Genomic DNA, 25478 nt, shown 5'->3' with positions numbered 1-25478 from the left:
CGCGCCTGCGCGTCAGCGCTGCGCCGCGGACTCCGCCTGGCGATCGCGCACCCAGCGCATCTGGTTGCGGAAGGTGTCGGTCCAGTAGCGGTCGCGATGCTGCGCGAGGTGGGCGAGCAGCGCTTCGTGCGCGGCGTTGCCCACCGTCAGGTGGTCGCCGCCGATGCCGTGGAAGGTGAAGTTGACCATCGTGCCGCGGCGCCCGGCTTCTTCGACCAGCGCGATCAGCTCGTCGCCGCTCGCATCGACCGGCACCGTCACCGGCACCGCGGCGGGATCCAGCGTCCACATGTCCTCGACCACCGTGCCGCCGACCAGCTTGATGCCCAGGAACAGCGGCGCGACCAGGCCGATGTAGTCGCCATCGCTGGCGCGGCGGTCGCCGCAGGGCGCGGTGAAGGTGAATTCGGTGCTGCCGTCGATCGCGTGCAGCATGGTGTTGGCCAGCGCCACCTGGGCGCGCATCTGCGCCGCGGTGATCGCGTCGAGATCCTGCTCCGGCTGCACCCACTCGCGCCCGGGCCCCTGCGCGGAGCACTGGTGGAACAGGCTGTGGTTGCCGAGCTCGTGGCCGTTGCGCGCGGCGGCGCGCCATTCCTCGAGCCGGTCGCGCACGGGATCGGCGGCCAGGGTCAGGTAGAAGGTGCCCTTGAGGCCGTGGCGGTCGAGCGCGGGGATCGCGTTGTCCAGCTGCGAGGGCACCGCGTCGTCGTAGGCCAGGCTCACCGCGGCGCGCTGGCCGTCGGGCCAGGGGAATGCCGGCGGTTGCGCGGCGGAGACGGCGCCGGCCAGCAGCCAGGCGGCCATGCAGGTGGCGAAACGGAAACGCGACATCGGACCCCCGGGCGTGACCTGTGCGGCCCGTATGGTGCCGCAAACGGAGGCGGGTGGTGCGCGGCGGGGTCGGCGTGGGCCGTGGCGTGCGGAACGTACACGGCGTGGAGGACGACGCGAGGCGCGACCACGCGCAATGGTGCACGTGAGGAGCCTCCGGGGCGCATGCGCCCCAAGGGGATCCGGGAAGAGCGCATGGACATTCCACCGTCGCGTCGCCAGCGCAGGTGGTCGGCAGCGTCGGCGGACCGGATGGTTGGGGGATTGCATCGGGACCATCGTGCCCCGGGTAAGCGCAGCGCACCCGGGAACGGTTGCCAACGGACCATTCCGCGCCGGCGCCGCGCCCGCTATGGTGGCGGGCCCTCCGAAGGACGCGCATTCGCCTTGGCTATCGATCCACGTCGCGCTCAGCAGCACGCCACCCGGGCGGCGTTCTTCATTCCCGGTTTCGTCATCGCGACCTGGGCGCCGCTGGTGCCGTTCGCGAAACTGCGCACCGGCCTCGACGAGGCCGGACTGGGCCTGGTGCTGCTGTGCCTGGGGCTGGGCTCGCTGCTGGCGATGCCGCTGGCCGGCGCGCTGGCCGCGCGCCAGGGCTGCCGCCGCGTGATGCTGGGCAGCACGGTGCTGATGCTGGCCGCGCTGCCGCTGCTGGCGCTGGTGCCCGATGCGTGGCTGCTGGGCCTGGTGCTGCTGCTGTTCGGCGCCGCGGTCGGGGCGATGGACTGCACCATGAACATCCAGGCGGTGGTGGTCGAACGCGAAGCCGCGCGGCCGATGATGTCCGGCTTCCACGCGTTCTACAGCGTGGGCAGCCTGGCCGGCGCGCTGCTCGCCACCGTGGTGCTGGGGACCGGTCGCGGCCCGCTGGCAGCGACGTTGGCCGTGGCGGCCATCGCCGCGCTGCTGTGCGCGGCGTCGATGCGCGCCTGGCGGCGCGATCGTGCGCCGAACGACGCGCCGGTGTTCGCGCTGCCGCGCGGCGTGGTGGTGGCGATCGGTGCGGTGTGCTTCGTGAGCTTCCTCGCCGAGGGCGCGATGCTCGACTGGAGCGCGGTGTTCCTGCACGAGGTGCGCGGCATCGCGGTGGCGCAGGCGGGCTGGGGCTTCGTCGCCTTCAACCTGACGATGACCGCGACCCGGCTGGTGGGCGACGGCGTGATCGCGCGGCTGGGGCGCGCACCGACGGTGCTCGCGGGCGGCGCGGTGGGGGCGTGCGGCCTTGCGCTGGCGGTGCTCGCGCCGGGGCTGGGCGCCAGCCTCGCGGGCCATGCGCTGCTGGGCGTGGGCTGCGCCAACATCGTGCCGGTGATGTTCTCGCTCGCCGGCGAGCAACGCCGGATGCCGGCGCACCTGGCGATCCCGGCGGTGTCCACGTTCGGCTACGCCGGCGTGCTGGCGGGCCCGGCGCTGATCGGCTTCGTCGCCCAGGGCGCCAGCCTGGTCTTCGCCCTGCTGGCCGTAGCCGCGACCCTGGCGGCGGCCGCGCTGCTGGGCGCCCGGATCGGCGCGCGCCACGCCCGGATGTGACCGCCCCCACCATCTCTCGCGCTGTCATCCGCGCGACCGGAATTCGCCACGGAATCTTGACGTTGGCGTCCCTAGGATGCGCCTCCCGCAGACAGTCCCGCGAAGGTGCACGATGAACCAGGCCAGGATCCGGATCGAAGTACGGCCCGATATCCAGGGCGGATGGTCGGTGACGCGCGACTGCATCGTCGACGGCTACTTCAGCGAGCTCGACGCCGCCAACGACTACGCCAGTGCCTGCGCGCGCCGCGCGCGCCGCGCCGGCATGGCGGTCGAACTGGACATCGCGCCCGTGCTCGCACCGCCGCATATCGCGGCCTGAGGCGCTGCGCTCACGTGGCCGCGGTGCGCGCCTCCAGCCGGGTGCGCGTGTGCCCGCCGGCCGGCCGCGGGAAGCAGGCGACGATCGCCGCCGCCGCCAGTCCGAGCAGCAATGTGCCGACGTACATCCAGGCATAGCTGCCGTAGCGGTCGAACAGCCAGCCGCCCGCCAGCGGACCCAGGGCCATCCCCAGCCCCGACAGCAGCGTCATCGCGCCGATCACCCCGCCGAGGATGCGCGGCGCGAACGCCTCGCGCGCCAGCGAGGCGTACAGCGGCATCGTGCCGCCGTAGGCCAGGCCGAACACGAACGCCACCGCGTAGAAGCCGGTGAGTCCGCTCACCGCGAGGTAGGCGACGCCGGCCAGCGCCTGCAGGGACAGGCCCGCGACCAGCACCCGACGCGCCCCGTAGCGGTCGCCGAGCAGGCCGAACAGCAGCCGCCCGCCCAGTCCGGCCGCGCCTTCCGTGCTGTAGATCGTCACTGCCGCGGTCACCGACAGCCCGCAGCCCACCGCATAGCTGACGGTGTGGAAGATCGGCCCCGAATGCGCGGCGCAGCAGGCGAAGAACGCCAGCGCCAGCACCAGGAACGGCCGCGAGCGCAGCGCCTGCGCCAGGGTCATGCGGTCCGCGGCCGGGCCGTCTTGCGTGGCGGCCGCTGGCGCGACCGGCGCGGCGCGCACGCACCAGGCCGCGGGCAGCGCCAGCGCCCATGCCAGCAGCGCGGTGAGCAGCAGCGTCTCGCGCCAGTCGTAGCGGGTCAGCAGCCAGGCCACCAGCGGCGACATCGTCATCGGCGCCACCCCCACGCCGGCCGACACCAGCGACACGGCGAGGTTGCGCCGGCGCTCGAACGCCGCCGCCGTCGCCGCCATCACCGGGGCGAAGAAGCTGGCCACCGCCACGCCCATGAGAACTCCGAACGCGAGCTGGAACTGCAGCAGGCTGGTCGCGCGGCTGGCCAGCAGCAGCGACAGCCCGAGCAGGACCGCGCCGGCCGTCACCACCGGGCGTGGCCCGATGCGGTCGCCGAGCATGCCCCAGCCGAAACCCGCGATGCCGCTGGTGAGGAAGGCCAGCGTCATCGCCATCGAGATCCCCGTGCGCGACCAGCCGGTGGCCGCGCCCATCGGCGTCAGCAGCACCGCCAGCGAGAACAGTGCGCCGATGCCGACGCAGCCGAGCACCGCCCCGGCGGCGACCAGGGACCAGTTGCGGTCGAGGGCTGGAGCGGCGGACGCGGGGAGTGGCATGGGCACGGGATCCTGGCAGGGATGCCGGTTCGACGCACCAGCGCGTGCTGGTTCGACATCCGTCCACCCTCCCCGCTTCGCGCCGGCTGGCTGGCGCTGCACCCGGGCGCCCGCGTTGGCCCCGCGTTGACGGCGCAGGGGCTACCGTCCGTGCACACACACACATGAGCGAGGAGCCGGCCATGGCCTCCATCCAGACGCATTCGCGCCACCTCCTGCCGCTGGCGACCGGCCTGGCCCTGTGCCTGGCCGGTGCCCCGGTCTGGGCCGATCCGCCTCCGCACGCGCGCGGCAAGGGCCCGCCCGCGCATGCCGGCGGCCCGCACCACGCCAAGGCGCCGCCTCCGGGCTGGGTCAGGCAGGCCTGGCGCAAGGGCGATCGCCTGCCTGTGCACGAACTCGACGGCTACTGGATCGACGACTACGGCCGGATCGGACTCGATGCCCCGCCGCGTGGACACCGGTGGGTTCGCCAGAACGACGGGCGCTACCTGCTTGTGGCGCTGGCCACGGGCCTGGTCGTGGACATGCTGCTGCGCTAGCCGCTCAAGCGTCGGGGGCGTCGGCGCCACGCCGGCGCGGCCGGCTGCGCAGCCAGGCCAGCGCGCCTGCCTGCATGCCCTTGAACTTGGGATCGTCGGCCAAGGGCGCGACCATCAGCCGCACCGGATCCAATCGGCGCTTGAGCGCGTGGTAGAGCCGGGAGCGCGTCTGCGCCGATTCGGTCAGGTACAGGCCCGGGGCCAGCGCGACCAGGTCGGGCGCGGGATCCGGATGCGGCGAGGTCCGCGTCTCGACGTAGACCAGGAAAAGCTGGCAGGCAGCGTCGGCCATCGCTGCATCATCGCCCGCGGGTGTGCATGTCGGGGTGAACGCGAGGGCCGCTGCGCAGGCCGCGGGTTGCGATGTGGCGGAGCGTCGTGGCGCTTTCGTACTCATGCCTCGCGACCGGGAGGCGACGGCACCGCGGCCGCGAGCCGGGGTCGGCGCACTCAGTCCAGAGGTTCGATGATCACCGGGTCGGGCGGGACATCCGGTTCGGCGACCGGCGGACGGACGTCCGGCGTCCCGGGCAGGTAATGGCCGATGCGGTCGAACAGGCGCTGGTAGAAGTCCTGGTTCTGCACCGTGTTGCTGCCCACCCGCACCAGGTTGGCGCTGCCGCTGCCGATCGGCACCGGTACCGAAACCGAGCCGATCATGCTCACGCCCACGCTGGCCGAGCTCGACTGCGCCTGGAGCGCGTGCAGGTCCTGCACCGCGTTGAGGAACACGATCGAGCCGCCCGGTGCGCGCTCGACGCAGGTCGCGCGCACGTTGAGCTGGGTGTGCACGTCCGACTGCGGCTGGAATACCTTGGTCGCTTCCAGCGAGTCGGCCGCCTGCTTCGCGATCACGTAGCCCTGGCCGAGCAGGGCGCGACGCGCAGCCTCGCAGGCGATCAGCGGCGGCACCCGGTAGTCGCGCGCGTACGTGTCCTCGGAGCTGAAGGCGTCCCCCAGGGGCGGGGCCTCGGCGCGCTGCCGGCCGTCGCGCGCGCCGCACGCGGCCAGGATGCCGGCGAACAGCAGGCAGGACAGGACGCGGACGGGACGCAGGGCAGCGGACATGGGCGGAGGGGCGGGGGCGGACGCACGGATGGAGCAGGGGCCGGAGTGTAGTCGGCGGCGCATGCAAGGCGACTGAACATGCGCACGGCGGTGGTGCCATGAGCAGCCCGGAAGCGCTTAGATCGTCCGGGTGGGCGGCCCACGAGGACGACGACGGCGACGCGCGCATCGCAAGCAGAGTGGTGCTGCAACCCAAGTCGGGATGCCGGATGCGCTTCGCTTGTTCCGACAACGTGGGCGGTGATGTGTGCCCGGCGCGCGTCGCACGCTCGTGGACACCCGGTTGCCCCCGGTTGGAAGGGCACGCCCGGAACGCGACCGCCGCGCCGCGGCTCAGGCCAGGGCGTGTTCGAGTGCGAGCAGGTGGTCGCCGAAGCCCTGGCGCGCGCGGGCATCGCGTCTGGCGCTGGTGGTGACCGCGGGCGCGGCGTGACGGGCGATCGAGCAGCCGGCGTCGGCGAGTGCCCGCACCAGCGCATGATCCTCGTGCGCGGCCAGCGGCGGGAATCCGCCCGCCGCGCGGTAGGCGGCCGCGGCGACGCCGAGGTTGGCGCCGTGCACGTGCGGGTGCTCGTCGCGATGGTGTTCGCGCGCGAAGAAGGCTTCGCGTACCGCGGCGCCGTAGTCGAGCCAGTCGCCGACCCGGACCGTGCCGCAGAACGCGTCCGCGCCGCAGGCCACCTGCGCCGACAGCCAGTCCCGCGGCACGCGGCTGTCGGCATCGGTCGAGGCCAGCCAGCGCACGCCGGCCTGCAGCAGCGACTCCGCCGCCGCGGCACGCGCGCGGCCGACGTTGCGCGCGTCCAGGCGCACGGTCGCCACCCCCGCATCGGCACAGATGCGGGCGGAGTCGTCGCGGCAGCGGTCGAGCGCCACCACGACGAGGACCGGCTCGCCCTCCAGCCGCGGACATGCGGCCGCGGCGCGTATCGCGTCCAGGCATCCGCCGATCAGCGCGGCCTCGTCGTGCGCAGGCACCAGGACGCCGATCACCGCAGGCCCTCCCGCTGTGCGGGCGAGACGAAATCGCCGCTCCAGCCTTCGAGCACGAAATCGGCATCGGCATAGCGCAGCACCGGGGCCAGCCCCGCGATCGCGCCCAGCCGTGCATGCACCGCATCGGCGGGGCTGCCGCGGCCCTCGAAATCGTGGCGCCAGTGGCAGGCCAGCAGCAGCGCCCCCGGCGTGAGGCTGGCCGCCAGCCTGTCGGCGAACGCATCCAGCGCGGCGTCGTCGAGGTAGTAGCCCATCTCGCCCACGACCACCAGGTCGAACACGCCCGCGGGCCACTGGCGAGGATGTTCCATGCGTTCGATGCGCACGTGCGCCCGGTCCGCGCAGGCCTGCCGCGCGACCGCCACCGCGCGCGGATGCAGGTCGGTGGCGAGCAGCGATGCGCAGCGTGGCGCCAGGGCGCGCGTGAGTTCGCCGTTGGCGCAGCCGATCTCCCAGGCGCGGTCGTACGTCGGGCGCGTCAGGGTGGCCAGCAGCAGGTCGCGCTTGCGCGCCTCGTACCAGCGGTGGCGGTAGCCGAACGGGTCCTCCCCTTCGCGCCACACCGAGTCGAAGTACTGCGCCAGACTCACCGCAGGTAGACCTCGAACGGACGCTCGAAGCGCGCGACCACGTGCGGCGGAAGGATCGGATCGGCGACCGGCGGCACGCCGGTGCCGAGCTGCGAGGCGAAGCACGCGACCGCCTCGCGCTTGGCGGCGTGCGCGGCGGGCGACAGCGGCACGCGGAAGGCATTGAACGGTGCGTGCGCGGCGGCCGGGTCGAGCCAGTGCCAGGCCCACACCGGATAGCGCAGCAGGCGCGCGCCGGTGGCGGGCACGGCGCGCAACGCGGCGTTGCCGACGGCATCGTGGTCCGGATGGCCGTCGCGCTCCCACGGCGCCAGCACCAGGTCGCCGGGACGGATGAGGCTGTTGATCGCCGCCAGCAGGATGTCGAACGCGCTCGACACGCCGCCATCCGGCAGCCCGGCGCGATAGATGCGCGCGTCCACGTCCAGGGCCGCGAGCGCATGCGCCAGTTCCCGCGGGCGATGGCTGCGCAGGCGTGCGCGCGTCCAGGCGCGATCGCCGGGATAGCAGGCTTCGCCATCGGTGACCGCGAGCAGCGCCACCTCCAGTCCCGCGCGCGCGGCCGCGTGCATCAGTCCGCCGCAGGCCAGGGTCTCGTCGTCGGGATGGGGCGAGAGCACCAGCAGCCGGCGGTGGCCCGACAGCAGCACGCCGGCGTCCTTGTCGGCCAGGTCCCCCAGCCAGCGCGACGCGCGCCACTCGGCCTCGTCGTTGCCCGCGCCGACGATGCGTCGCACGGTCACAGCGGCCATGGGGTCGCTCCTTCGATCGCGGCCACGTCCTGGCCCAGTGCCGCCCAGTCGCGGTCGGCGTGGCTCTGGCGCACGAACACTGACAGGTCCGCGCAGCGCTGCGCGTGGACGCGGTCGCCGCACAGCGGGCCGGGGCCGAGCGCACGGCCGGCGGCGTCGAGCACGTCGTGGCAGGCGCGTTCGACCACGGAGCGCACCCGCACCACCTCGCGCCGGTAGGGCCGCGCGGGATCGGCATCGATCCGGGCCGCGAGTTCGCGCAGCAGCGCGGCGGCGCCGCCGAGCGCCATGTCGGCGCGGCCCAGGTGCGCGGCCAGATGCGGGTCGCGCGCGACGCGTGCCGGGTCGGCCATGCGCGCGGCGATCGCGGTCGCCGCGCCGAACCAGCAGGCGGCGATCCCCGCCCCGCCGTGCCAGAAGCCCGGTCGCGCGAGGTACGCGCCTGGCGCGCCGACCGGTTCGCAGCGCACGTTGTCGAAGTCGACGGGTCCGCTCTCGATCGCGGCCATGCCGACGGCTTCCCAGCCCGACGCCGGGCGCGTGATGCCGGAGGACGACGTCGACACCCGCACCAGCTGGCGCGCATCGCCGGCCTGCACGGTGAGCAGGGCCGCGTCGATGAAGCCGGCGCCCGAGCACCAGGGCTTGCGCCCGTGCAGGCGCGGACCGTGGCCGTCGTCGTGCAGGCGCACGGTCGACTGCGGACCTTCGGCCGCCCACACCGCGAGCAGGGTGCCGGCCGGCGCTGGCGCGCCACCCAGCTCCGCCAGGATCGCGACCGCGTCGTGATGGGCCTCCAGCACCTTCACCAGCGCCAGGTCCTCCGCGCCCATCGCGGCGAGCGCGCGCCAGCGGTCGAGCGTGTGGCCACGGCCTGGCAGCGGCAGGGCGCCTTCGACGCGCAGCCGCGCGCGTGCGCGCGCCTCGAGCGTGGCGGGCGGGGCGGGAGCGGGCATCTGCAGCACGGGGGTCATGCGCGGAAGTGGAGCAGAGGGTTCGTCGGGGCCGCGTGACTGCGCGTGCATGCGCGTGGCGGCACATGAATGCGGCTGAACGAGGATCGGGTGAGGACGCGTCGGCCTCGGAATCCGGACAGCCGCGGGGCGATCCGCGCGTGACGCCGTGGCCCTGGACACGGGTTCCGCCTGGCGTCCGCGCAGCAGGCGTCGCAGCGAACGAGAGGGATGCCTTGCGCGCATCTCCGGCGCCTTGGTGCGCGCATGCATCCGGCCTCACGCGTGCATCGGACGCGGCGAAGGCCGCATGCCGGCGACAGCCGCGACCGCTTCCCGCGGGTGGACGCCTGCACGTCGCAACGCGTCCGCCGCATGCGCTGTCTACCGGTCGCACCTGCACCGCGGCGCGTCCGCATCCCTAAACGGTTATGACGCATACCCGTAATTCGATTGGTACCGGCCGGCGGAGGTGGGCAGCCTTGTACCTCCGACGACGTCGCGCCCATCCCCCGCCCCGCGCGGATGCGGGCGCAGGCGCCATCGGTCCGCGACACAAGGGGACACCATGACGCACCGCTTCGACCGCATGTGCCGCCTGCTGCCCGCCGTGGTCCTGCTGCTCGCTGCCGCTTCGCTGCCGGCGCAGGACCGCGCGCCCGCCGCGCCGCCCGAGGCGCAGGCCCTGGCCGAGGCGCTGGTCGCGCGCATGACGAGCGACGAAAAGCTCGGCCAGTTGCTCAACACCGCGCCGGCGATCCCGCGCCTCGACGTGCCGCGCTACAACTGGTGGACCGAATCGCTGCACGGCGCACTGGGCACGCTGCCCACCACGAACTTCCCCGAGCCCGTCGGCCTGGCCGCCACCTTCGACGAAGCGCTCGTGCGACGCGTGGCCGGCGTGATCGGCACCGAGGTGCGCGGCCTGCATGCGCTCGCGCGCGAGACCGGGCGCACGGGGCGCATCGGTACCGGGCTCAACACCTGGTCGCCGAACATCAACATCTTCCGCGATCCGCGCTGGGGCCGCGGCCAGGAAACCTACGGCGAGGATCCCTTCCTCGCCGCGCGCATGGGCGTGGCCTACGTGCGCGGGGTGCAGGGGGAGCGCCCGGGCGAGTACGACGTGATCGCCACGCCCAAGCATTACGCGGTCCACAGCGGCCCGGAATCCACGCGCCACCACGCCAACGTCTTCGTGTCGCGTCGCGACGTGGAAGACACCTACCTGCCCGCGTTCCGCGCAGCGATCGTCGAGGGCGGCGCGGGTTCGATCATGTGCGCCTACAACCGCGTCGACGGCGTGCCGGCCTGCGCCAGCGAATGGCTGCTGGGCGACGTGCTGCGCCGCGACTGGGGCTTCGATGGCTACGTGGTGTCCGACTGCGACGCCGTCGGCGACATCCACCGGAACCACCATTTCGCGCCCGATGCGGCCGCCGCGGTGGCCGCGGCGCTGCGCGCGGGCGTGGACAGCGAATGCAACGGCGCCACGCTCACCGATACCGACGGACTCACCGAGCCCTACCGCGAAGCGCTCGCGCGCGGCCTGATCACCCTGGCCGATATCGATCGCGCGCTGGTGCGCCTGTTCGCCGCGCGCTACCGCAACGGCGACCTGCCGGGGCTGCGCGCGCTGTCCACCCACACCGTCTCGCCGGACGTGGTCGGGGCGCCGGAACACGGCGAGCTCGCGCTGGAGGCGGCGGAGAAGAGCCTGGTGCTGCTGAAGAACGATGGCGTGCTGCCGCTGCGCGCCGATGCCAGGATCGGCGTGATCGGACCGCTGGGCGATGCCACCCGGGTGCTGCGCGGGAACTATTCCTCGCCGCAGTCGGCGCCGCCGGTGTCGGTGCTCGAAGGCCTGCGCCGCGCGATGCCGCAGGCGCAGGTGCGCCACGCCGCGTTCGGCGAGACCTACACCGACGGCGATCCCGTTCCCACCAGTGCGCTGCGCACGCCCGACGGCGCACCCGGGCTGCTGGCGCGTTACTACAACGCCGCGGAGGCGCCGCCCGCGCGCTTCGCGCCGGGCGAGCTCGATGCCTGGATCGCGCGTACCGGTTTCGATACGGAGCCCGTGGTCAGCCGGGTCGAGCCCGACGTCAACTCGCGCAGCCTGGATCTGGCGCAGGTGCGCGACGTGCACCAGGTGGAATGGACCGGCTATCTCGTCCCGCCGGAAACGGGGCACTACCGTCTGGGCATCGGCGGCTTCAACGGCGAGATGGAATTCGACGGCAAGCCCTTCGTCGATCTCGCCGGCGCCTCGTGGAACAGCCTGCCGACGATGAAGACCGTGCCGCTGGAAGGCGGGCGCCGCTACCCGATCACGGTGCGGACGCAGGCGCGCATCCTCACCGGGATCGGCCTGCTGTGGAAGCGGGTGTCGGTCACGCCGATGGACGACATGCGCGCGGTCGCCGACGCGAGCGACGTGCTGGTGGCGGTGGTCGGCCTGACCTCCGACCTCGAGGCCGAGGAGGCACCGATCGAGGTGCCCGGCTTCAAGGGCGGCGACAAGACCTCGCTCGACCTGCTGGCCGACCAGCAGGCGTTGCTGGAGGCCGCGCGGGCCACGGGCAAGCCGCTGGTGGTGGTGCTGATGAACGGCAGCCAGGTCAACCTGGCGTGGGCGAAACGCCACGCCGACGCGATCGTCGAAGCCTGGTACCCGGGCCAGTCCGGTGGTTTGGCGGTGGGCAACGTGATCGCCGGGCACGTCAATCCGGCCGGGCGCCTGCCGCTGACGTTCTACCGCTCGGTGGACGATCTGCCGCCGTTCGGCGACTACGACATGCGCGGGCGCACCTATCGCTATTTCGAAGGCGCGCCGGTGTATCCGTTCGGCCACGGCCTGAGCTACACCCGTTTCGAGTACACCCCGCTGCAGCTGCAGCAGGCTGCCGGCGGCGCGCACGAGGGGCTGCGGGTGACCACGCAGGTGCGCAACACGGGCGCGCGCGCCGGCGACGAGGTGGCGCAGCTGTACCTGGTGTTTCCCGAACGCGACGACCTGCCGCGGCTGGCGCTGCGCGGCTTCCGGCGCGTGCACCTGGCGCCCGGCGAAGCGCGCACGCTGAGCTTCGACCTCGATCCGCGCGATCTCAGCGCGGTGGATGCCGACGGCACGCGCCTGGTGATGCCCGGCCGCTACCGGATCTCGGTGGGGTCCGGCCAGCCCGATACCGGCGTGGCCGCGCGCTCGACGGCATTCGCAATCGAACACGCGCGCGCGATTCCCCGCTGACGCGGCTGCCCCGCCGCGCTGCGGGCGCTCCGCCCCTTCCGCCGGTCCCGCCGAACCACCAACGGCACCGGTCCCTGTCCCGCCAACACGGAGTCCAGAGATGAGCCAGACACAACCCCTTCCTCGCACCCGCCCCGGCCGTCAACGCTGGCGCGTGATCCTGGCCGTGGCGCTGCTGTGGTCGACCGCCGCCAGCGCGCAGGACGACGCCATGGTGCCTATCGAGGTTCCGGCCCAGCCCGACGCGATCGCGCTCGGGACCGGCCCGCTGCCCGATGCGACCGTCGACGAATCCTGGCACCGCCAGTACGAGCGCGTGTTCGCGCGCAACGTGACCGAAGCCACGCTCACGCCGTTCCTGCCCGAGGCCGGCAAGGCCACCGGCGCGGCGGTGATCGTGGCTCCCGGCGGCGGCTTCCGCTCGCTGTCGATGGAGAACGAGGGCTGGGACGTGGCGCGCGCGCTGGCCGAGCAGGGCGTGGCCGCGTTCGTACTCAAGTACCGGCTCAACCAGACGCCGGCCGACCTCGACGGCTTCGCGCAGTCGATCCGCCAGATGCTGTCCGGACCGCGCCCGCCGCGCGACCCGGGTTCGCGCGAGTCGGCCACCATGCTCGCGCCGCAGCTGGCCGATTCGCGTGCCGCCTTCGCGCTGGTGCGCAGCCGCGCCAGCGAGTGGAACGTCGATCCCGACCGCATCGGCATGATCGGCTTCTCGGCCGGCGCCATGCTCACGATGGTCACCGCGCTGTCGGGCGAGGACGCGAAGCCGGCCTTTATCGGCAACGTCTACGGCCCGATCTCCGCGCTGGAGGTCCCGGCCGACGCGCCGCCGCTGTTCGTCGCCCTGGCGGCGGACGATGGCCTGTTCTCCAATGCCGGCTTCGGCCTGATCGAGAGCTGGCAGAAGGCCGGGCGCCCGGTGGAGTTCCACTACTACGAGCGCGGTGGCCACGGCTTCGGCATGTACTCCAAGGACACCACCAGCACCGGCTGGTTCGACGCCTGGGTGCGCTGGCTGAAGATGCACGGCTACCTGGCGCCGAAGAAGTAAAACGTGCCTCGCGACCTGCGCGCACTGGATAGCCGGTGCGCGCGGGCAGCCACGGCCAACGCTGGTCTGCCGGATGCGTCGCGCGCTTGCGCCTCGACCGCGTCGGCAGCCGCGCGAACGCCTCGCGTCGGCGTCAGCCCCCGGCGTCCGGCGCAGCGGAGGGCAGGGCCGCGCCCTCCTGGCCGATCCACAGCCGGTTGCCGTCGGGATCGGCGATCCGGAATTCGGTCATGCCGTAGAACGTGGTCTCCAGCGCGGGCACCTCGACGCCGTTGCCGCGCACCATCGCGTGGTAGCCGGCCACGTCGTCCGGATACAGGTACAGCACGCCGCTGCGCGGCGCACCGGGATGCACGTCGATCGACTCGTCCAGCATCAGCCGGCAATCGCCCAACGCCACGCGCGCCCAGCGCCACTGGTCGTTGCGCTGCTCGACCTCGAAGCCGAGCCGGCGGTAGAAGTCGACGGCCGCCGGCATGCTGCGCACCGGCAGCATCGGAACCAGGTGCATCGAAACCATGTGGTGCTCCATCGATGTCGCGGGGCAGTTCGCATCCCGATGATAGGCTGCGGTCGTTTCCGTACAAGCAGGCACCGGCATGGGCGCTACGCACACGCATGTTCCCCTTGGGACCATCCCGGACGACGGGCTGCGTGCGGCGGCCGACGTGCTGGCCGGCATCGGCGATCGCTGGACCGTGTTCGTGATCCATGCGCTCTGGCCGGGGCCGCTGCGTCATCGCGCGCTGCAGCGCGCGGTCGGCGATATTTCGCAGCGCATGCTCACCTTCACCCTCAGGCGCATGGAGCGCGACGGACTGGTGACGCGCACCGTGCGGCCGGCCGTGCCGCCCCAGGTCGAGTACGCCCTGACCGGGCTGGGACGCAGCCTCGTGGTGCCCCTGCACGCGCTGTACGCGTGGACCGTGGAACACCTGCCGGAACTGGCAGCGGCGCGTGCCCGCCATGCGGCGGAGCACGGGCCCGGATGAGTCGCGCGCGATGCACGGTGCCGCGGCCCGCGATGCCTGCACGTGGCCGCGACTGGTGGCTGTACCTGGTCGAATGCGGCGACGGCACCTGGTACGCCGGCATCAGTACCGACGTCGATGCGCGCTTGGCCGCGCACGCGGCCGGTACCGGCGCGCGCTACACCCGAGGTCGCGGGCCGGTGCGCCTGCTCGCCAGCCGCGCCTATTCCGACCGCGCCAGCGCCTCGCGCGCCGAGTGGCAGCTCAAGCGCCTGCCCAGGCGGCGCAAGCTTGGATTCTTCGAGGGCATCGACGGCATCGAGGGCCAGCAAGGCCCGCCTGCCGCCATGCCCTGACTCACGCGCCGCTGTCGCGCGACTGGCCGCCGGGCGCCGCGTCCCGCGGCGCCGCCTGCGCCCGCCCGAAACGCGCACGCAGCCGCGCCAGCACCAGGAACGCGGCCGGCGTGGTGTACAGCGTCAGCCACTGGCTCACCAGCAGGCCGCCGACGATCGCCAGGCCCAGCGGCCTGCGCATTTCCCAGCCTTCGCCGGTCGACAGCACCAGCGGCAGCATGCCGAGCAGGGCCGCCAGGCTGGTCATCAGGATCGGGCGGAAGCGCAGCCTGGCCGCCTCCAGGATCGCGGCATCGGCCGACAGGCCCTGTTCGCGCTGCGCGGCCAGCGCGAAGTCGACCATCAGGATGGTGTTCTTCATCACCACGCCCACCAGCAGGAACAGGCCGAGCAGCGAGATCAGGTCGAGCGTGTTGTCGAACAGCAGCAGAGCCAGCAGCGCGCCGATGCCGGCCGAGGGCAGGATCGAGAGGATCGCCAGAGGCTGGATGTAGCTCTCGTACAGCACGCCGAGCACCAGGTACACCGCCAGCACCGCGCCCAGGATCAGCCACAGCTGGCGGCCCTGCATCTCCTGCAGGCTGCCCGCCTCGTCGCCCAGCTTGGCCTGTACGTCGTTGGGCAGCATGATCCGCGCCATCGCCGCGTCGATCGCGTCCACCGCCTCGCCCAGGGTCACGCCGGGCGCCAGCGCGAAGCTCACCCGGGTGGAGAGGAACTGCTCGCGGTGCTGGATCCGGTCCGGCGCCATGCCGTATTCCCAGCGCGCGAACGCCGACAGCGGCACGCGTTGGCCGTCGCCGCCGATCGCGAACACCTGGTCGAGCGTGTCCGGGGTCTGGGTGTAGCGCGGGTCGAGTTCCATCACCACGCGGTACTGGTTGAGGCTGTCGTACAGGGTGGCGACCTGGCGCTGGCTGAAGGAGTTGTTGAGCACCGTGGCGATCGTGCGCATGTCTACGCCCAGGCGCGCGGCGGCGTTGCGGTCGATGTCCAGCGCCACCTGGCGCATGCCCTCGTCGCCGCCCGAATCCACGTCCACCAGCTGCGGCAGCGCTTCGAGCGCGGCGCGGATGCGCGGCGTCCATTCGCGCAGCGGTTCGATGTCGCCGGACAGCAGCTGCAGGTCGTAGTTGCCGTCGCCGCCGCCACCGCCGCCGATGCGGATGTCCTGGTCGACCCACAGCCACAGGTTGCCGCCGGGGACCTTCGGCAGGCCTTCGCGAAGGCGGTCGATCACCTCGCGGCTGGACACGCCGCGCTCGGACAGCGGGTTCATCTGGATGATGACGAAGCCGTTGTTCACGCCGGTCCCGCCGCCGATGTAGCCGGAGATGTCGGCGATCGCCGGATCGGTCATCAGGTACTGGCGGTAGGCCTGGATCTTCGGCTGCATCACCTGGAACGAGAGGCCGTCGTCGCCGCGGGCGAAGCCGCGCAGCTGGCCGGTATCCTGCTCGGGCACCACGCCCTTGGGCACCTTGGCGAACAGGAAGGCGTTGAACACGATCGCCCCGAGCAGGATCGCCAGCGCCAGCGTGGTATGCCGCAGCGTGCCGCCGAGCGAACGCAGGTACAGCCCGCGCAGCCGGTCCGACAGATGGGTGCCCATGCGCTGCCACTTCGGCACGTCGGCGGTGCGCCGGTGGCGGCCGAGCAGGCGCGCGCACAGCGTGGGCGTGAGGCTCAGCGAGACCAGCAGCGAGACCGTCATCGCCGCCACCAGGGTCAGCGAGAACTCGCGGAACAGGCGTTCGACGAAGTCATCCAGGAACAGGATCGACACGAACACCACGCCCAGCGCCACGTTCATCGACAGCAACGTGGTGCCGACCTCGCCGGCGCCGCGCATCGACGCGTCCCACGGCGACAGGCCGGCGTCGATGTGGCGCGAGATGTTCTCCAGCACCACGATCGCATCGTCCACCACCAGCACCGCGGCCACGATCAGCGCCATCAGCGACATCGTATTGAGCGAGAAGCCGAGCATCCAGATGATCGCCAGCGCGCCGAACAGCGAGACCGGGATCGCCAGCGTCGGCACCAGCGCCGCGCGCCAGCTGCCCAGGAACGCCAGCACCACCAGCACCACCAGCGCGACCGCCAGCAGCAGGGTGGTCTCGGCCTCGGTCATGGTGGCGCGGATCACCGGCGAGCGATCCATCACCACCGCCATGTCGATGTCCGGCGGCAGCAGCGCGCGCAGGCCGTCCATCTGCGCGTGGATGGCATCGACCGTGCGAATGATGTTGGCGCCAGGCTGGCGGCTGACCACCAGCAGCACCGCGTCGCGGTCGTTGTGGAAGCCGGCGGCGTAGCGGTCCTCGGTGCCTTCGTTGACCTCGGCGACGTCGCGCAGGCGTACCGGCCGTCCGTTGCGCCAGGCCACCACCAGGTCGCGGTACTCGGCCGCGGTGCGCAGCTGCAGCCCGGCCTCGACCTGCCACTGGCGGTCGCCGCGGACGACATGTCCGAGCGGACGCAGCGCGTTGGCGTCGCGGATCGCGCCGGCGACCTCGTCCAGCGCGATCCCGGACTGGTTGAGCGCATTCGGATTGAGCGACACCCGCACCGCCGGCAGCGAGGCGCCGCCGGCCTCGACCTGGCCCACGCCCGGGATCTGCGCGATCTTCTGCGCGATGACGGTGGACGCGACGTCGTACACCTGCCCCGGCGTCATCGTCGACGAGCTCAGCGCCAGCGCCAGGATCGGCGCCTGCGAGGGATTGATCTTGCGGTACTGCGGCATGCCCGGCATGCCCGCGGGCAGCTGCGCGCGCGCGGCGTTGATCGCCGCCTGCACTTCGCGCGCGGCCTCGTCGACGTTGCGGTCGAGCGAGAACTCAAGGTCGATCCGGGCATTGCCCTGGCTGCTGGTGGAACTGATCCGGGTGATGCCGGGGATGGTGCCGAGCGCGCGTTCGAGCGGCGTGGCCACGGTGGCGGCCATCGATTCGGGGCTGGCGCCCGGCAGCGAGGCGCTGACCTGGATCGCCGGGTAGTCGATCTGTGGCAGCGGCGCCACCGGCAGCATGCGGTAGGCGAGCATGCCCGCCAGCACCACCGCGATCGCGAGCAGGATGGTCGCGACCGGGCGCTCGATGAACAGCCGCGAGAGGTTGACGCGCTGCGTGTCCATCAGCCTGCGGCCGGTTCCGCGGCGGGCGCGCGCGTGCGGTTCCGCGTCAGCCGGTCGAAGAACAGGTAGATCACCGGCGTGGTGAACAGCGTCAGCACCTGGCTCACCAGCAGGCCGCCGACCATCACCAGGCCCAGCGGCTGGCGCAGCTCGGCGCCCGAGCCGCTCGCGAGCATCATCGGGATCGCTGCGAACAATGCCGCGAGCGTGGTCATCAGGATCGGGCGGAAGCGCAGCAGCGCGGCGCGGTGGATCGCATCGCGCGGGGCCAGGCCCTGCTCGCGCTCGGCCTCGAGCGCGAAGTCGACCATCATGATGCCGTTCTTCTTCACCAGCCCGATCAGCAGGATGATGCCGATCACCGCGATCAGGTCGAGGCTGCGCCCGCTCAGCAGCAGCGCGGCCAGCGCGCCGACCGTGGCCGAGGGCAGGGTGGACAGGATCGTCACCGGGTGGATGAAACTCTCGTACAGCACACCCAGCACGATGTACATCACCACCACCGCAGCCAGGATCAGCCACAGCGTGCTGGACAGCGAGTTGCGGAAGGCCTGGGCCGCGCCCTGCAGCCGCAGCTCGATCGACGCCGGCAGCCCGATCGCCGCGGAGGCGGCCTCGATCTGTTCGACCGCCTCGCCGAGCGAGGCGCCGGGCGCGAGGTTGAACGACACCGTCGCGGCGGGGAACTGACCGATGTGGCTGACCAGCAGCGGCGCGTTGCGGGTCGAGACACGGGCGATGCCCGCCAGCGGCGTCTGCCCGCCGTCGGCGGTGGCGACGAAGATGCGCTCGATCGCCTCGGGCCCGAGCTGGAACTGCGCATCGGCCTCCAGCACCACCCGGTACTGGTTGGCCTGGGTGAAGATGGTGGAGATCTGGCGCTGGCCGAAGGCGTCGTACAGCGCGTCGGCGACGTCCGAGGCCTGGATGCCCAGGCGCGCGGCGGCATCGCGGTCGATGTCGACCCAGGCCTGCAGGCCCTCGTTCTGCAGGTCGCTGGACACGTCCGCGAGCGCGCCACTGCCGCGCAGGTGTTCGATCATCCGCGGCGTCCACTGCGCCAGCGCGGCATGATCGGGGCTGGTCAGCGCGAACTGGTACTGGCCGCGACTGACGCGATCCTCGATCGACAGCTCCTGCACCGGTTGCAGGAACAGGGCGATGCCGGACACCTGCGCGACGCGTTGCTGCAGCCGTTCGATGATCGCGTGCGCGCCGGCGTCGCGGTCGGCATGCGGCGCGAGCTCGATCAGGAAGCGCCCGGTGTTGAGCGTGGGATTGCTGCCGTCGACGCCGATGAACGAGGACAGCGTCGCCACGTCCGGATCCTCGAGGATCGCCGCCGCCAGCGCCTGCTGCCGTTGCGCCATCGCCCGGAACGAGATCGAGGCGGGCGCCTCGCTGATCCCCTGGATCAGGCCGGCATCCTGCGACGGGAAGAATCCCTTCGGCACCGCGACGTACAGCGCGGCCGTGAGCGCCAGCGTGGCCACGGTGACGCCGAGCATCAGCGGCTGCCGCGCCAGGGTCCAGTGCAGCGCGCGGTCGTACTGCGCGACCACGCGGTCGAACATGTCGCCTTCGGCGCCGGCGGCATGGTGTTCGGCGTCGCTGTCTCCGCTCGCGGGCTCGGCGATGCCGTGGTCGCGGCCGGCCTTGAGGAAGCGCGCGCACAGCATCGGCGTGAGCGTCAGCGAAACCACCAGCGAGATGCTGATCGCCACCGCGAGCGTGATCGCGAACTCGTGGAACAGCCGTCCCACCACGTCGCCCATGAACAGCAGCGGGATCAGCACCGCGATCAGCGAGACGGTGAGCGAGATCAGGGTGAAGCCGATCTGGCGCGCGCCGTCGAACGCGGCCTGCAGCCGCGACTTGCCTTCCTCGAGGTGCCGGGCGACGTTCTCCAGCATCACGATCGCATCGTCGACCACGAAGCCGGTGGCGATGGTCAGCGCCATCAGGGTCAGGTTGTTGAGCGAGAACCCGGCCAGCAGCATGAAGCCGAAGGTCGCCACCAGCGACAGCGGCACCGCCAGGCTGGGGATGATGGTCGCCGGGATGGTGCGCAGGAACACGAAGGTCACCAGCACCACCAGCCCGATCGCCAGCAGCAGCTCGTGCTGCACGCCGCGGATCGAGGCGCGGATCGATTCGGTGCGGTCGCTGAGCACGGTGACGTCGACCGCGGCCGGCATCGACGCGCGCAGCTGCGGCAGCAGCTCGTGGATCGCGTCGACCACCTCGATCACGTTCGCGCCGGGCTGGCGCTGGATGTTGAGCAGGATCGCCGGCCGCTCGCCCGACCAGGCCGCGAGCTGCCGGTTCTCGGCGCCCTCGCTGATGGTGGCCACATCGCCCAGCCGCAGCGGCGCGCCGCCCTGCCAGCTGATCACCAGCTGCCGGTATTCCTCGGCCGAGCGCATCTGGTCGTTGGCGTCGAGCATGATCGCGCGGGTCGGGCCGTCGAAGCTGCCCTTGGGCATGTTGACGTTGGCCGCGGAGATCGCGGCGCGGATGTCGTCCATGCCCACGTCGGCGGACGCCAGCGCCGACGGATTGACCTGGATCCGCACGGCCGGGCGCTGGCCGCCGGCGATGCTGACCAGGCCGACGCCGGGCATCTGCGACAGGCGCTGCGCCATGCGCGTGTCGACCAGGTCGTAGACCTCCGGCAGCGCCATCGTCGCCGAGCCGATGGCCAGGGTGAGGATCGGGGTGTCGGCCGGATTGACCTTGCGGTAGACCGGCGGCATCGGCAGGTCGTCGGGCAGGAAACTCCCGGCGGCGTTGATCGCGGCCTGCACCTCCTGCTCGGCCACGCCCAGGTCGATCTCGAGCGAGAACTGCAGGGTGATCACCGATGCGCCGCCCGAACTGGTCGACGACATCTGGTTGAGCCCGGGGATCTGGCCCAGGCGCCGCTCCAGCGGCGCGGTCACCGCGCTGGTGGTGACAGTGGGGCTGGCGCCGGGATAGAGCGTCAGCACCTGGATGGTCGGGTAGTCGACCTGCGGCAGCGCCGCGACCGGCAGCAGACGATAGGCGAACAGGCCCGACAGCAGCAGCGCCAGCATCAGCAGCGTGGTCGCCACCGGACGCAGGATGAACGGGCGCGAGAGGTTCATGTCGCCGGCTCGTCGTCCTGCGCGGGCGCGTCGTCGACCGGCGCCTCGTCAGTCTGCACGACCTCGACCTCGGCGCCTTCGCGCAGCCGGTCGATGCCCTCGAGCACCACGCGATCGCCCGCCGCGATGCCGTCGAGCACCGCGACCCGGCCGCCGCTGCCCGCACCGAGCACCACCGGCCGTACCGCGGCGGTGTTGTCGTCGTTGACCACGTAGACGTAGGTGCCGTCGCCGCCGAACTGGACCGCGGCATCGGGAATCACCAGGGTCTCGTCGTCGCCCAGCTGCAGGCGCACGTTGACGAACTGGTTGGGGAACAGGCCGTCGTCGTCGTTCGCGAACAAGGCGCGCAGGCGCAGGGTGCCGGTCTCGGTGTCGATCCGGTTGTCGACACTCGACAGCGTGCCGCGGGCGAGCACGTTGCGCTCCCCGCGGTCCCAGGCCTCCACCGGCAGCGCGGAATCGCCCCGCATCGCGTCGATCACCGATCCCAGCACGTTCTCCGGCAGCGAGAACAGCACGCTGATCGGCTGCGTCTGCGCGATGCTGGCGATGCCGTCCTCGTCGCCGCTGGCGACCAGGTTGCCGGCGTCGACCATGCGCAGGCCGACGCGGCCGCCCACCGGCGCGACGATGCGGGTGTACTGCAGCTGCAGCCGCGCCTCGTCCACCAGGGCCTGGTCGATCTCGCGGCGCCCTTCCAGCTGGCGCACCTGCGCCTGCAGGTTGGCCACGTCCTGCGCCGACACGTATGCGGCTTCGGACAGGTCCAGGTAGCGCTGGAGCTGGATGCGCGCGTTCTCGAGTTCGGCCAGGTTCTGCTTCTGCTGGCCCTGCGCCTGCGCCAGTTGGATGCGGAACGGCGCGGGGTCGATCTCGGCCAGCAGGTCGCCGGCCTCCACCTGCTGGCCTTCCTCGAACACCACGCGCTGCAGTTGCCCGTCCACGCGCGGGCGCACCGTCACCGACCGCAGCGGCGTCACCGTGCCCAGCGCCTTGAGTTCCACCGCCAGCCGCTCGCGGGTGGCGGTGGACACGCGCACCGGCGTGGGCGGGCGTTCGCCGTCAGGCCCCCATCCGCGGCCGCTGCGGGTCTCGGCCTCCTCGCCGCCGTTGCCGAATCCCTGCCACAGCAGCACGCCCGCGAGGAGCGCGGCCACGACGATCAGGGCGGGTTTGACGAGGCCTCTGCGGTTCATCCGGACATCCATGGTGCATGCGAAGCGGCCGGCCGCGGCGCGGTCGGGCGAGGAAGGAGCGCTTCGGCGGGTGGGCGGGGCGGGCCGGCGGCGGCACGGCACTGGCCTCCGTATGGTACAGGCCGCGTTCGTAGCGCCCCATGACGAAAGTCATGCGTCCGGGCCAGACGCGGCAAGCAGGTACGCGAGGGTCGACCGGGCGGATCCTCCGCCGTCGCGCGACGCACGGACGCCGTCGTGCGAACGCTACGCCGCGCGGACGCGTAGCCGCTGCGCTGCTCGCGTTCATGACGGGGAGACGGCCGCGGTGCGCATTTCGCGCACTCGTCGACGGGGTGGGGCAGGTGGCCGTCGGCTTGTCCGCGACACGCACGCACCGCTGCTTCGCCGCCTGCGGGCCGCGTGGCGACGTTCTATAGTGCGCCGCCGCCCTGCCGGATCCCGCCCGCGATGTCGTCGACCGCCTCATCCCGCCGCAGCACGATCGCGCTCGCCGCAGGCGGCACCGGCGGCCACCTGTTCCCGGCCGAAGCGCTGGCGCGCGAACTGCTCGCGCGAGGCTTCGACGTGGTGATCCACACCGAGCGCCGTGGCGCGCAGTACACGCAGGCGCTCGCGGGCATCGAACACGTGGTGCTGCCGGCGAGTTCGCTCGAGGGCGGTGTCGTGGCGAAGGCGAAGGCGGCGCTGACGATCCTGCGCGGCGTGCTCGCGTCGCGGCGCGACCTGAAGCGGCGTGGCGCGGCGCTGGTGGTCGGCTTCGGCGGCTACCCGAGCTTCGCGCCCGCGCTGGCGGCGAAGAGTCTCGGCCTGCCATTGCTGCTGCACGAGCAGGCGACGCGGCTGAGCAAGGCCAACGCGCGACTGCTGCGCTTCGCCGACGGGCTTGCGACCTCGTTCCCGACGGTCGCCGGAGCGGAAGGCATCGACGCCGCGAAGATCGTGGAGACCGGCAACCCGGTGCGGCGCGCGATCCTCGACGCGCGCGGCGACTATCCGGCGTTCGACGCGCACGGCCCGCTGCGACTGCTGGTGGTGGGCGGCAGCCAGAGCGCGGCGGTGTTCGGCCGCGTGGTGCCGCCGGCGCTGGCGCTGCTGCCCGAGGCGCTGCGGCATCGCCTGCACCTGTCGCTGCAGTACCGCGGCGAGGATGCCGATGCGCTGGTGGCGCAGCTGCGCGAGGCCGGCATCGACGCGCGCGTGCGAGCGTTCTTCGACGACATGGGCGAACGCCTGCGCGAGGCGCACCTGGTGGTGACCCGCGCCGGCGCGACCACCGCGGCCGACCTGTTGACCATCGGTCGCCCCGCGATCTTCGTGCCGCTGCCGCACGGCGGTGCGCGCGAGGAGCAGCGACGCAACGCCGACACCTTGGCGCAGGCCGGCGTCGGCTGGCACCTCCCGGAGGCCGACCTCACACCGGAATCCCTGGCGCGCGTGTTGCGCGAGGCGTTCGAATCGCCGACGCGGCTGCCCGAGGCCGCGCACGCCGCGGCCGCGCTGGGGCGGCCCGATGCCGCCGCGCGGCTGGCCGATGCGGTGGAGCGGCTGCTGCCGGCGGCGTGACCGCATGGCGGGCGTGAGGCCCCATGCACGGCAGTGATGCGACCGCAGCGCCATCGCGCCACGACGCGCTCCTACAATGGCCGGACGCCGCACGCGGCACGCACGGGGATCCCTGACAGATGCGCGACGAGCATGACGTCCTGATCATCGGCGGCGGCCACAACGGCCTGGTCTGCGCCGCCTACCTGGCCGGCGCCGGCCTGAAGGTGACGGTGCTCGAGCGCCGGGGCATGGTCGGCGGCGCGGCGGTGACCGAGGAGTTCCATCCCGGTTTCCGCAACTCCACCGCGAGCTACACCGTCAGCCTGCTCAACCCGAAGGTGATCGCCGACCTGCGCCTGGCCGAGCACGGCCTGCGCGTGGTCGAGCGCCCGTACGCGAACTTCCTGCCGCTGCCGGACGGACGCGCGTTCCGTCTGGGTGGCGCGCACACCGCGGAGTCGCTGCAGGCCTGGTCGCCACGCGATGGCGAACAACTGGTCGCCTACAACGCCATGCTCGATCGCGTGGTGGTGGTACTGCGCGAACTGATGCAGCGCACGCCGCCCAACCTGGGCGAGCGGCTGTCGCTGGCCGACTGGCTGGCCTCGTGGGACACGGCCAAGCGCCTCAGGCAGCTCGACCTGCGCGCCCGACGCGACCTGCTCGACCTGTTCACCAAGTCGGCAGGCGAACTGCTCGACCACTGGTTCGAATCCGAACCGCTGAAGGCCGCGCTCGGCTGGGATTCGGTGGTCGGCAACTTCGCCAGTCCGTACACGCCCGGCAGCGCCTACGTGCTGCTGCACCACGTGTTCGGCGAGGTCAACGGCAAGCAGGGCGTCTGGGGCCACGCGATCGGCGGGATGGGCGCGATCACCCAGGCGATCGCGAAGGAATGCGTCGCGCGCGGCGTGCGCGTGCACAGCGACGCCGCGGTGGAGCGCGTGCTGGTGCGGGACGGGCGTGCGGTCGGCGTGGCGCTGGCCGACGGCCGCGAGCTGCACGCGAAGACCATCGTGTCCAACCTCAACCCGAAGCTGCTCTACACCCGACTGGTGGCGCGCGAACACCTGGACGACGACACCGCGCAGCGCATCGCGCGCTACCGCTGCGGCTCGGGCACGTTCCGCATGAACGTTGCGCTGTCGGAACTGCCGGACTTCAGCGCCGCACCCGGCACCCACCTGCAGCCGCACCACCAGAGCGGAATCCTGATCGGCCCGTCGCTGCAGTATTTCGAGAACGCCTACTTCGACGCCAAGTCGAAGGCGCACAACCCGGGATGGGCGCGCGCGCCGATCGTGGAACTGGTGATCTCCTCGACGCTCGACGATACGCTGGCCCCTCCGGGGCAGCACGTGGCCAGCCTGTTCTGCCAGCACGTGAGCCCGGAGCTGTCCGACAGCGGCGAAGTCGGCGGCGGCTGGGACGCGCACCGCGACACCGTTGCCAGGCTGATGATCGACACGGTCGATGCGTACGCGCCGAACTTCGCGCGCAGCGTGCTCGGCTACCGCGCGCTCTCGCCGCTGGACCTGGAACGCGAGTTCGGCCTGGTGGGCGGCGACATCTTCCACGGTGCGCTCGGCGCCGACCAGATGTTCAGCGCCCGCCCGTTGCTCGGGCAGGCGGACTACCGCGGCGCGTTGCCGGGCCTCTACCTCTGCGGCTCGGGCACGCACCCCGGCGGCGGCGTGACCGGCCTGCCCGGACGCAACGCCGCGCGCGAAATCCTGCGCGACCTGCGGCGCAGGCCGCGTCCGGACTGATGGATGCAGCCGACTTGCAATGCCGGGTCGCCGCGGCTGGAACCGTTTGCATCCACGGCCTTCCGGGTCTGCCACGGGCGCGCGCTTAGTAAACCGGCCGGTATCGTTTTGCGCTGCAGCGTGCAACCGGGGTAACGAATCATTCACGATGGTTCCGCACCCGACGTGGGGGAGGGAGCAAAGCCCGCTGGCAGGCAACTGCAAGCGGGCTTTTTTACG

The 25478-nt window shown here is 72.4% G+C and carries 21 protein-coding genes; 9 read left to right on the top strand and 12 right to left on the bottom strand.

All coding sequences use genetic code 11. The annotated features are described in order from the left end of the window. Positions 1–12: 12 nt before the first annotated feature. Positions 13–834, bottom strand: a complete 822-nt coding sequence (locus QFW81_RS10450; protein ID WP_280578717.1) for a polysaccharide deacetylase family protein — start codon at positions 832–834, stop codon at positions 13–15. A gap of 387 nt (positions 835–1221) precedes the next feature. Here QFW81_RS10450 and QFW81_RS10445 point away from each other — a divergent pair, with 387 nt between their 5' ends. Then, positions 1222–2367 carry an MFS transporter gene (locus QFW81_RS10445; protein ID WP_280578716.1) on the top strand — a complete coding sequence of 382 codons (1146 nt, stop codon included), beginning with the start codon at positions 1222–1224 and terminating at the stop codon, positions 2365–2367. Positions 2368–2479: 112 nt separating this feature from the next. Beyond that, a complete protein-coding gene (locus QFW81_RS10440) occupies positions 2480–2689 on the top strand; it encodes a hypothetical protein (protein WP_280578715.1) in 210 nt (69 codons plus the stop codon). Between the two features lie 10 nt (positions 2690–2699). Here QFW81_RS10440 and QFW81_RS10435 read toward each other — a convergent pair whose 3' ends face one another. Then, positions 2700–3944 (bottom strand): MFS transporter, encoded by a 1245-nt coding sequence (locus QFW81_RS10435; protein WP_280578714.1) that lies wholly within the window; start codon positions 3942–3944, stop codon positions 2700–2702. Between the two features lie 182 nt (positions 3945–4126). On the opposite strand from QFW81_RS10435, the gene QFW81_RS10430 reads away from it, so the two are divergent. After that, the gene (locus QFW81_RS10430) at positions 4127–4486 is read left to right on the top strand and encodes an RcnB family protein (protein ID WP_280578713.1); all 360 of its coding nucleotides are present in this window, start codon (positions 4127–4129) and stop codon (positions 4484–4486) included. Positions 4487–4490: 4 nt separating this feature from the next. Here QFW81_RS10430 and QFW81_RS10425 read toward each other — a convergent pair whose 3' ends face one another. The 6 genes from QFW81_RS10425 to QFW81_RS10400 form a co-directional block, all read right to left on the bottom strand. After that, entirely contained in the window at positions 4491–4778 is a 288-nt protein-coding gene (locus tag QFW81_RS10425; protein ID WP_280578712.1) for a hypothetical protein, read from the bottom strand. Between the two features lie 158 nt (positions 4779–4936). Next, positions 4937–5554, bottom strand: coding sequence for a DUF2242 domain-containing protein (locus QFW81_RS10420; RefSeq protein ID WP_280578711.1), 618 nt, complete (start codon positions 5552–5554; stop codon positions 4937–4939). 333 nt (positions 5555–5887) lie between these two features. Then, on the bottom strand, positions 5888–6547 hold the full coding sequence (locus QFW81_RS10415; RefSeq protein WP_280578710.1) for a glycosyltransferase family 2 protein: 660 nt from the start codon (positions 6545–6547) through the stop codon (positions 5888–5890). Further along, positions 6544–7140 carry an SAM-dependent methyltransferase gene (locus QFW81_RS10410; RefSeq protein ID WP_280578709.1) on the bottom strand — a complete coding sequence of 199 codons (597 nt, stop codon included), beginning with the start codon at positions 7138–7140 and terminating at the stop codon, positions 6544–6546. The genes QFW81_RS10415 and QFW81_RS10410 overlap by 4 nt, the downstream gene beginning before the upstream one ends. Beyond that, positions 7137–7892, bottom strand: a complete 756-nt coding sequence (locus QFW81_RS10405) for a PIG-L deacetylase family protein (RefSeq protein WP_280578708.1) — start codon at positions 7890–7892, stop codon at positions 7137–7139. The genes QFW81_RS10410 and QFW81_RS10405 overlap by 4 nt, the downstream gene beginning before the upstream one ends. After that, the gene (locus QFW81_RS10400; RefSeq protein WP_280578707.1) at positions 7880–8866 is read right to left on the bottom strand and encodes an acyl-CoA dehydrogenase family protein; all 987 of its coding nucleotides are present in this window, start codon (positions 8864–8866) and stop codon (positions 7880–7882) included. The genes QFW81_RS10405 and QFW81_RS10400 overlap by 13 nt, the downstream gene beginning before the upstream one ends. A gap of 547 nt (positions 8867–9413) precedes the next feature. Here QFW81_RS10400 and QFW81_RS10395 point away from each other — a divergent pair. Then, a complete protein-coding gene (locus QFW81_RS10395; RefSeq protein WP_280578706.1) occupies positions 9414–12095 on the top strand; it encodes a glycoside hydrolase family 3 C-terminal domain-containing protein in 2682 nt (893 codons plus the stop codon). Between the two features lie 100 nt (positions 12096–12195). Beyond that, positions 12196–13149, top strand: a complete 954-nt coding sequence (locus QFW81_RS10390) for an alpha/beta hydrolase (protein ID WP_280578705.1) — start codon at positions 12196–12198, stop codon at positions 13147–13149. Positions 13150–13282: 133 nt separating this feature from the next. Here QFW81_RS10390 and QFW81_RS10385 read toward each other — a convergent pair whose 3' ends face one another. Beyond that, positions 13283–13669, bottom strand: a complete 387-nt coding sequence (locus QFW81_RS10385; protein ID WP_280578704.1) for a VOC family protein — start codon at positions 13667–13669, stop codon at positions 13283–13285. Between the two features lie 79 nt (positions 13670–13748). On the opposite strand from QFW81_RS10385, the gene QFW81_RS10380 reads away from it, so the two are divergent. Continuing rightward, positions 13749–14141 carry a winged helix-turn-helix transcriptional regulator gene (locus QFW81_RS10380; RefSeq protein ID WP_280578703.1) on the top strand — a complete coding sequence of 131 codons (393 nt, stop codon included), beginning with the start codon at positions 13749–13751 and terminating at the stop codon, positions 14139–14141. A gap of 32 nt (positions 14142–14173) precedes the next feature. Then, entirely contained in the window at positions 14174–14476 is a 303-nt protein-coding gene (locus QFW81_RS10375) for a GIY-YIG nuclease family protein (RefSeq protein ID WP_280578702.1), read from the top strand. Between the two features lies 1 nt (position 14477). Here QFW81_RS10375 and QFW81_RS10370 read toward each other — a convergent pair whose 3' ends face one another. The 3 genes from QFW81_RS10370 to QFW81_RS10360 are packed head-to-tail and all read right to left on the bottom strand — an operon-like array spanning position 14478 to position 21942. Then, positions 14478–17615 (bottom strand): efflux RND transporter permease subunit, encoded by a 3138-nt coding sequence (locus QFW81_RS10370; protein ID WP_280578701.1) that lies wholly within the window; start codon positions 17613–17615, stop codon positions 14478–14480. Then, positions 17615–20743, bottom strand: a complete 3129-nt coding sequence (locus tag QFW81_RS10365) for a multidrug efflux RND transporter permease subunit (protein WP_280578700.1) — start codon at positions 20741–20743, stop codon at positions 17615–17617. Before QFW81_RS10365 ends, QFW81_RS10370 begins: the two co-directional genes overlap by 1 nt. Continuing rightward, positions 20740–21942 (bottom strand): MdtA/MuxA family multidrug efflux RND transporter periplasmic adaptor subunit, encoded by a 1203-nt coding sequence (locus QFW81_RS10360; RefSeq protein WP_280578699.1) that lies wholly within the window; start codon positions 21940–21942, stop codon positions 20740–20742. The genes QFW81_RS10365 and QFW81_RS10360 overlap by 4 nt, the downstream gene beginning before the upstream one ends. Positions 21943–22392: 450 nt before the next feature. Here QFW81_RS10360 and QFW81_RS10355 point away from each other — a divergent pair, with 450 nt between their 5' ends. Together QFW81_RS10355 and QFW81_RS10350 are read left to right on the top strand one after the other, a co-directional pair. After that, on the top strand, positions 22393–23508 hold the full coding sequence (locus QFW81_RS10355) for a UDP-N-acetylglucosamine--N-acetylmuramyl-(pentapeptide) pyrophosphoryl-undecaprenol N-acetylglucosamine transferase (RefSeq protein ID WP_280578698.1): 1116 nt from the start codon (positions 22393–22395) through the stop codon (positions 23506–23508). Between the two features lie 119 nt (positions 23509–23627). After that, positions 23628–25259: a phytoene desaturase family protein gene (locus tag QFW81_RS10350; protein WP_280578697.1), complete on the top strand. Its 1632-nt coding sequence runs from the start codon at positions 23628–23630 to the stop codon at positions 25257–25259. Positions 25260–25478 lie beyond the last annotated feature (219 nt).

It is taken from the genome of Luteimonas kalidii, assembly GCF_029887935.1.
GTDB lineage: Bacteria > Pseudomonadota > Gammaproteobacteria > Xanthomonadales > Xanthomonadaceae > Luteimonas > Luteimonas kalidii.
Note: the sequence above shows the minus strand (reverse complement) of the source record. Positions and strands in the feature narration are given on the sequence as shown.

Excerpts from the sequence above, each read along its gene's own strand:
- QFW81_RS10435 (WP_280578714.1), bottom strand. The coding sequence starts at position 3,944 with ATGCCACTCCCCGCGTCCGCCGCTCCAGCCCTCGACCGCAACTGGTCC.
- QFW81_RS10385 (WP_280578704.1), bottom strand. The coding sequence starts at position 13,669 with ATGGTTTCGATGCACCTGGTTCCGATGCTGCCGGTGCGCAGCATGCCG.
- QFW81_RS10370 (WP_280578701.1), bottom strand. The coding sequence starts at position 17,615 with ATGGACACGCAGCGCGTCAACCTCTCGCGGCTGTTCATCGAGCGCCCG.
- QFW81_RS10450 (WP_280578717.1), bottom strand. The coding sequence starts at position 834 with ATGTCGCGTTTCCGTTTCGCCACCTGCATGGCCGCCTGGCTGCTGGCC.
- QFW81_RS10375 (WP_280578702.1), top strand. The coding sequence starts at position 14,174 with ATGCCTGCACGTGGCCGCGACTGGTGGCTGTACCTGGTCGAATGCGGC.
- QFW81_RS10440 (WP_280578715.1), top strand. The coding sequence starts at position 2,480 with ATGAACCAGGCCAGGATCCGGATCGAAGTACGGCCCGATATCCAGGGC.
- QFW81_RS10390 (WP_280578705.1), top strand. The coding sequence starts at position 12,196 with ATGAGCCAGACACAACCCCTTCCTCGCACCCGCCCCGGCCGTCAACGC.
- QFW81_RS10420 (WP_280578711.1), bottom strand. The coding sequence starts at position 5,554 with ATGTCCGCTGCCCTGCGTCCCGTCCGCGTCCTGTCCTGCCTGCTGTTC.
- QFW81_RS10405 (WP_280578708.1), bottom strand. The coding sequence starts at position 7,892 with ATGGCCGCTGTGACCGTGCGACGCATCGTCGGCGCGGGCAACGACGAG.
- QFW81_RS10350 (WP_280578697.1), top strand. The coding sequence starts at position 23,628 with ATGCGCGACGAGCATGACGTCCTGATCATCGGCGGCGGCCACAACGGC.
- QFW81_RS10395 (WP_280578706.1), top strand. The coding sequence starts at position 9,414 with ATGACGCACCGCTTCGACCGCATGTGCCGCCTGCTGCCCGCCGTGGTC.
- QFW81_RS10360 (WP_280578699.1), bottom strand. The coding sequence starts at position 21,942 with ATGAACCGCAGAGGCCTCGTCAAACCCGCCCTGATCGTCGTGGCCGCG.
- QFW81_RS10400 (WP_280578707.1), bottom strand. The coding sequence starts at position 8,866 with ATGACCCCCGTGCTGCAGATGCCCGCTCCCGCCCCGCCCGCCACGCTC.
- QFW81_RS10365 (WP_280578700.1), bottom strand. The coding sequence starts at position 20,743 with ATGAACCTCTCGCGCCCGTTCATCCTGCGTCCGGTGGCGACCACGCTG.
- QFW81_RS10380 (WP_280578703.1), top strand. The coding sequence starts at position 13,749 with ATGGGCGCTACGCACACGCATGTTCCCCTTGGGACCATCCCGGACGAC.
- QFW81_RS10430 (WP_280578713.1), top strand. The coding sequence starts at position 4,127 with ATGGCCTCCATCCAGACGCATTCGCGCCACCTCCTGCCGCTGGCGACC.
- QFW81_RS10355 (WP_280578698.1), top strand. The coding sequence starts at position 22,393 with ATGTCGTCGACCGCCTCATCCCGCCGCAGCACGATCGCGCTCGCCGCA.
- QFW81_RS10425 (WP_280578712.1), bottom strand. The coding sequence starts at position 4,778 with ATGGCCGACGCTGCCTGCCAGCTTTTCCTGGTCTACGTCGAGACGCGG.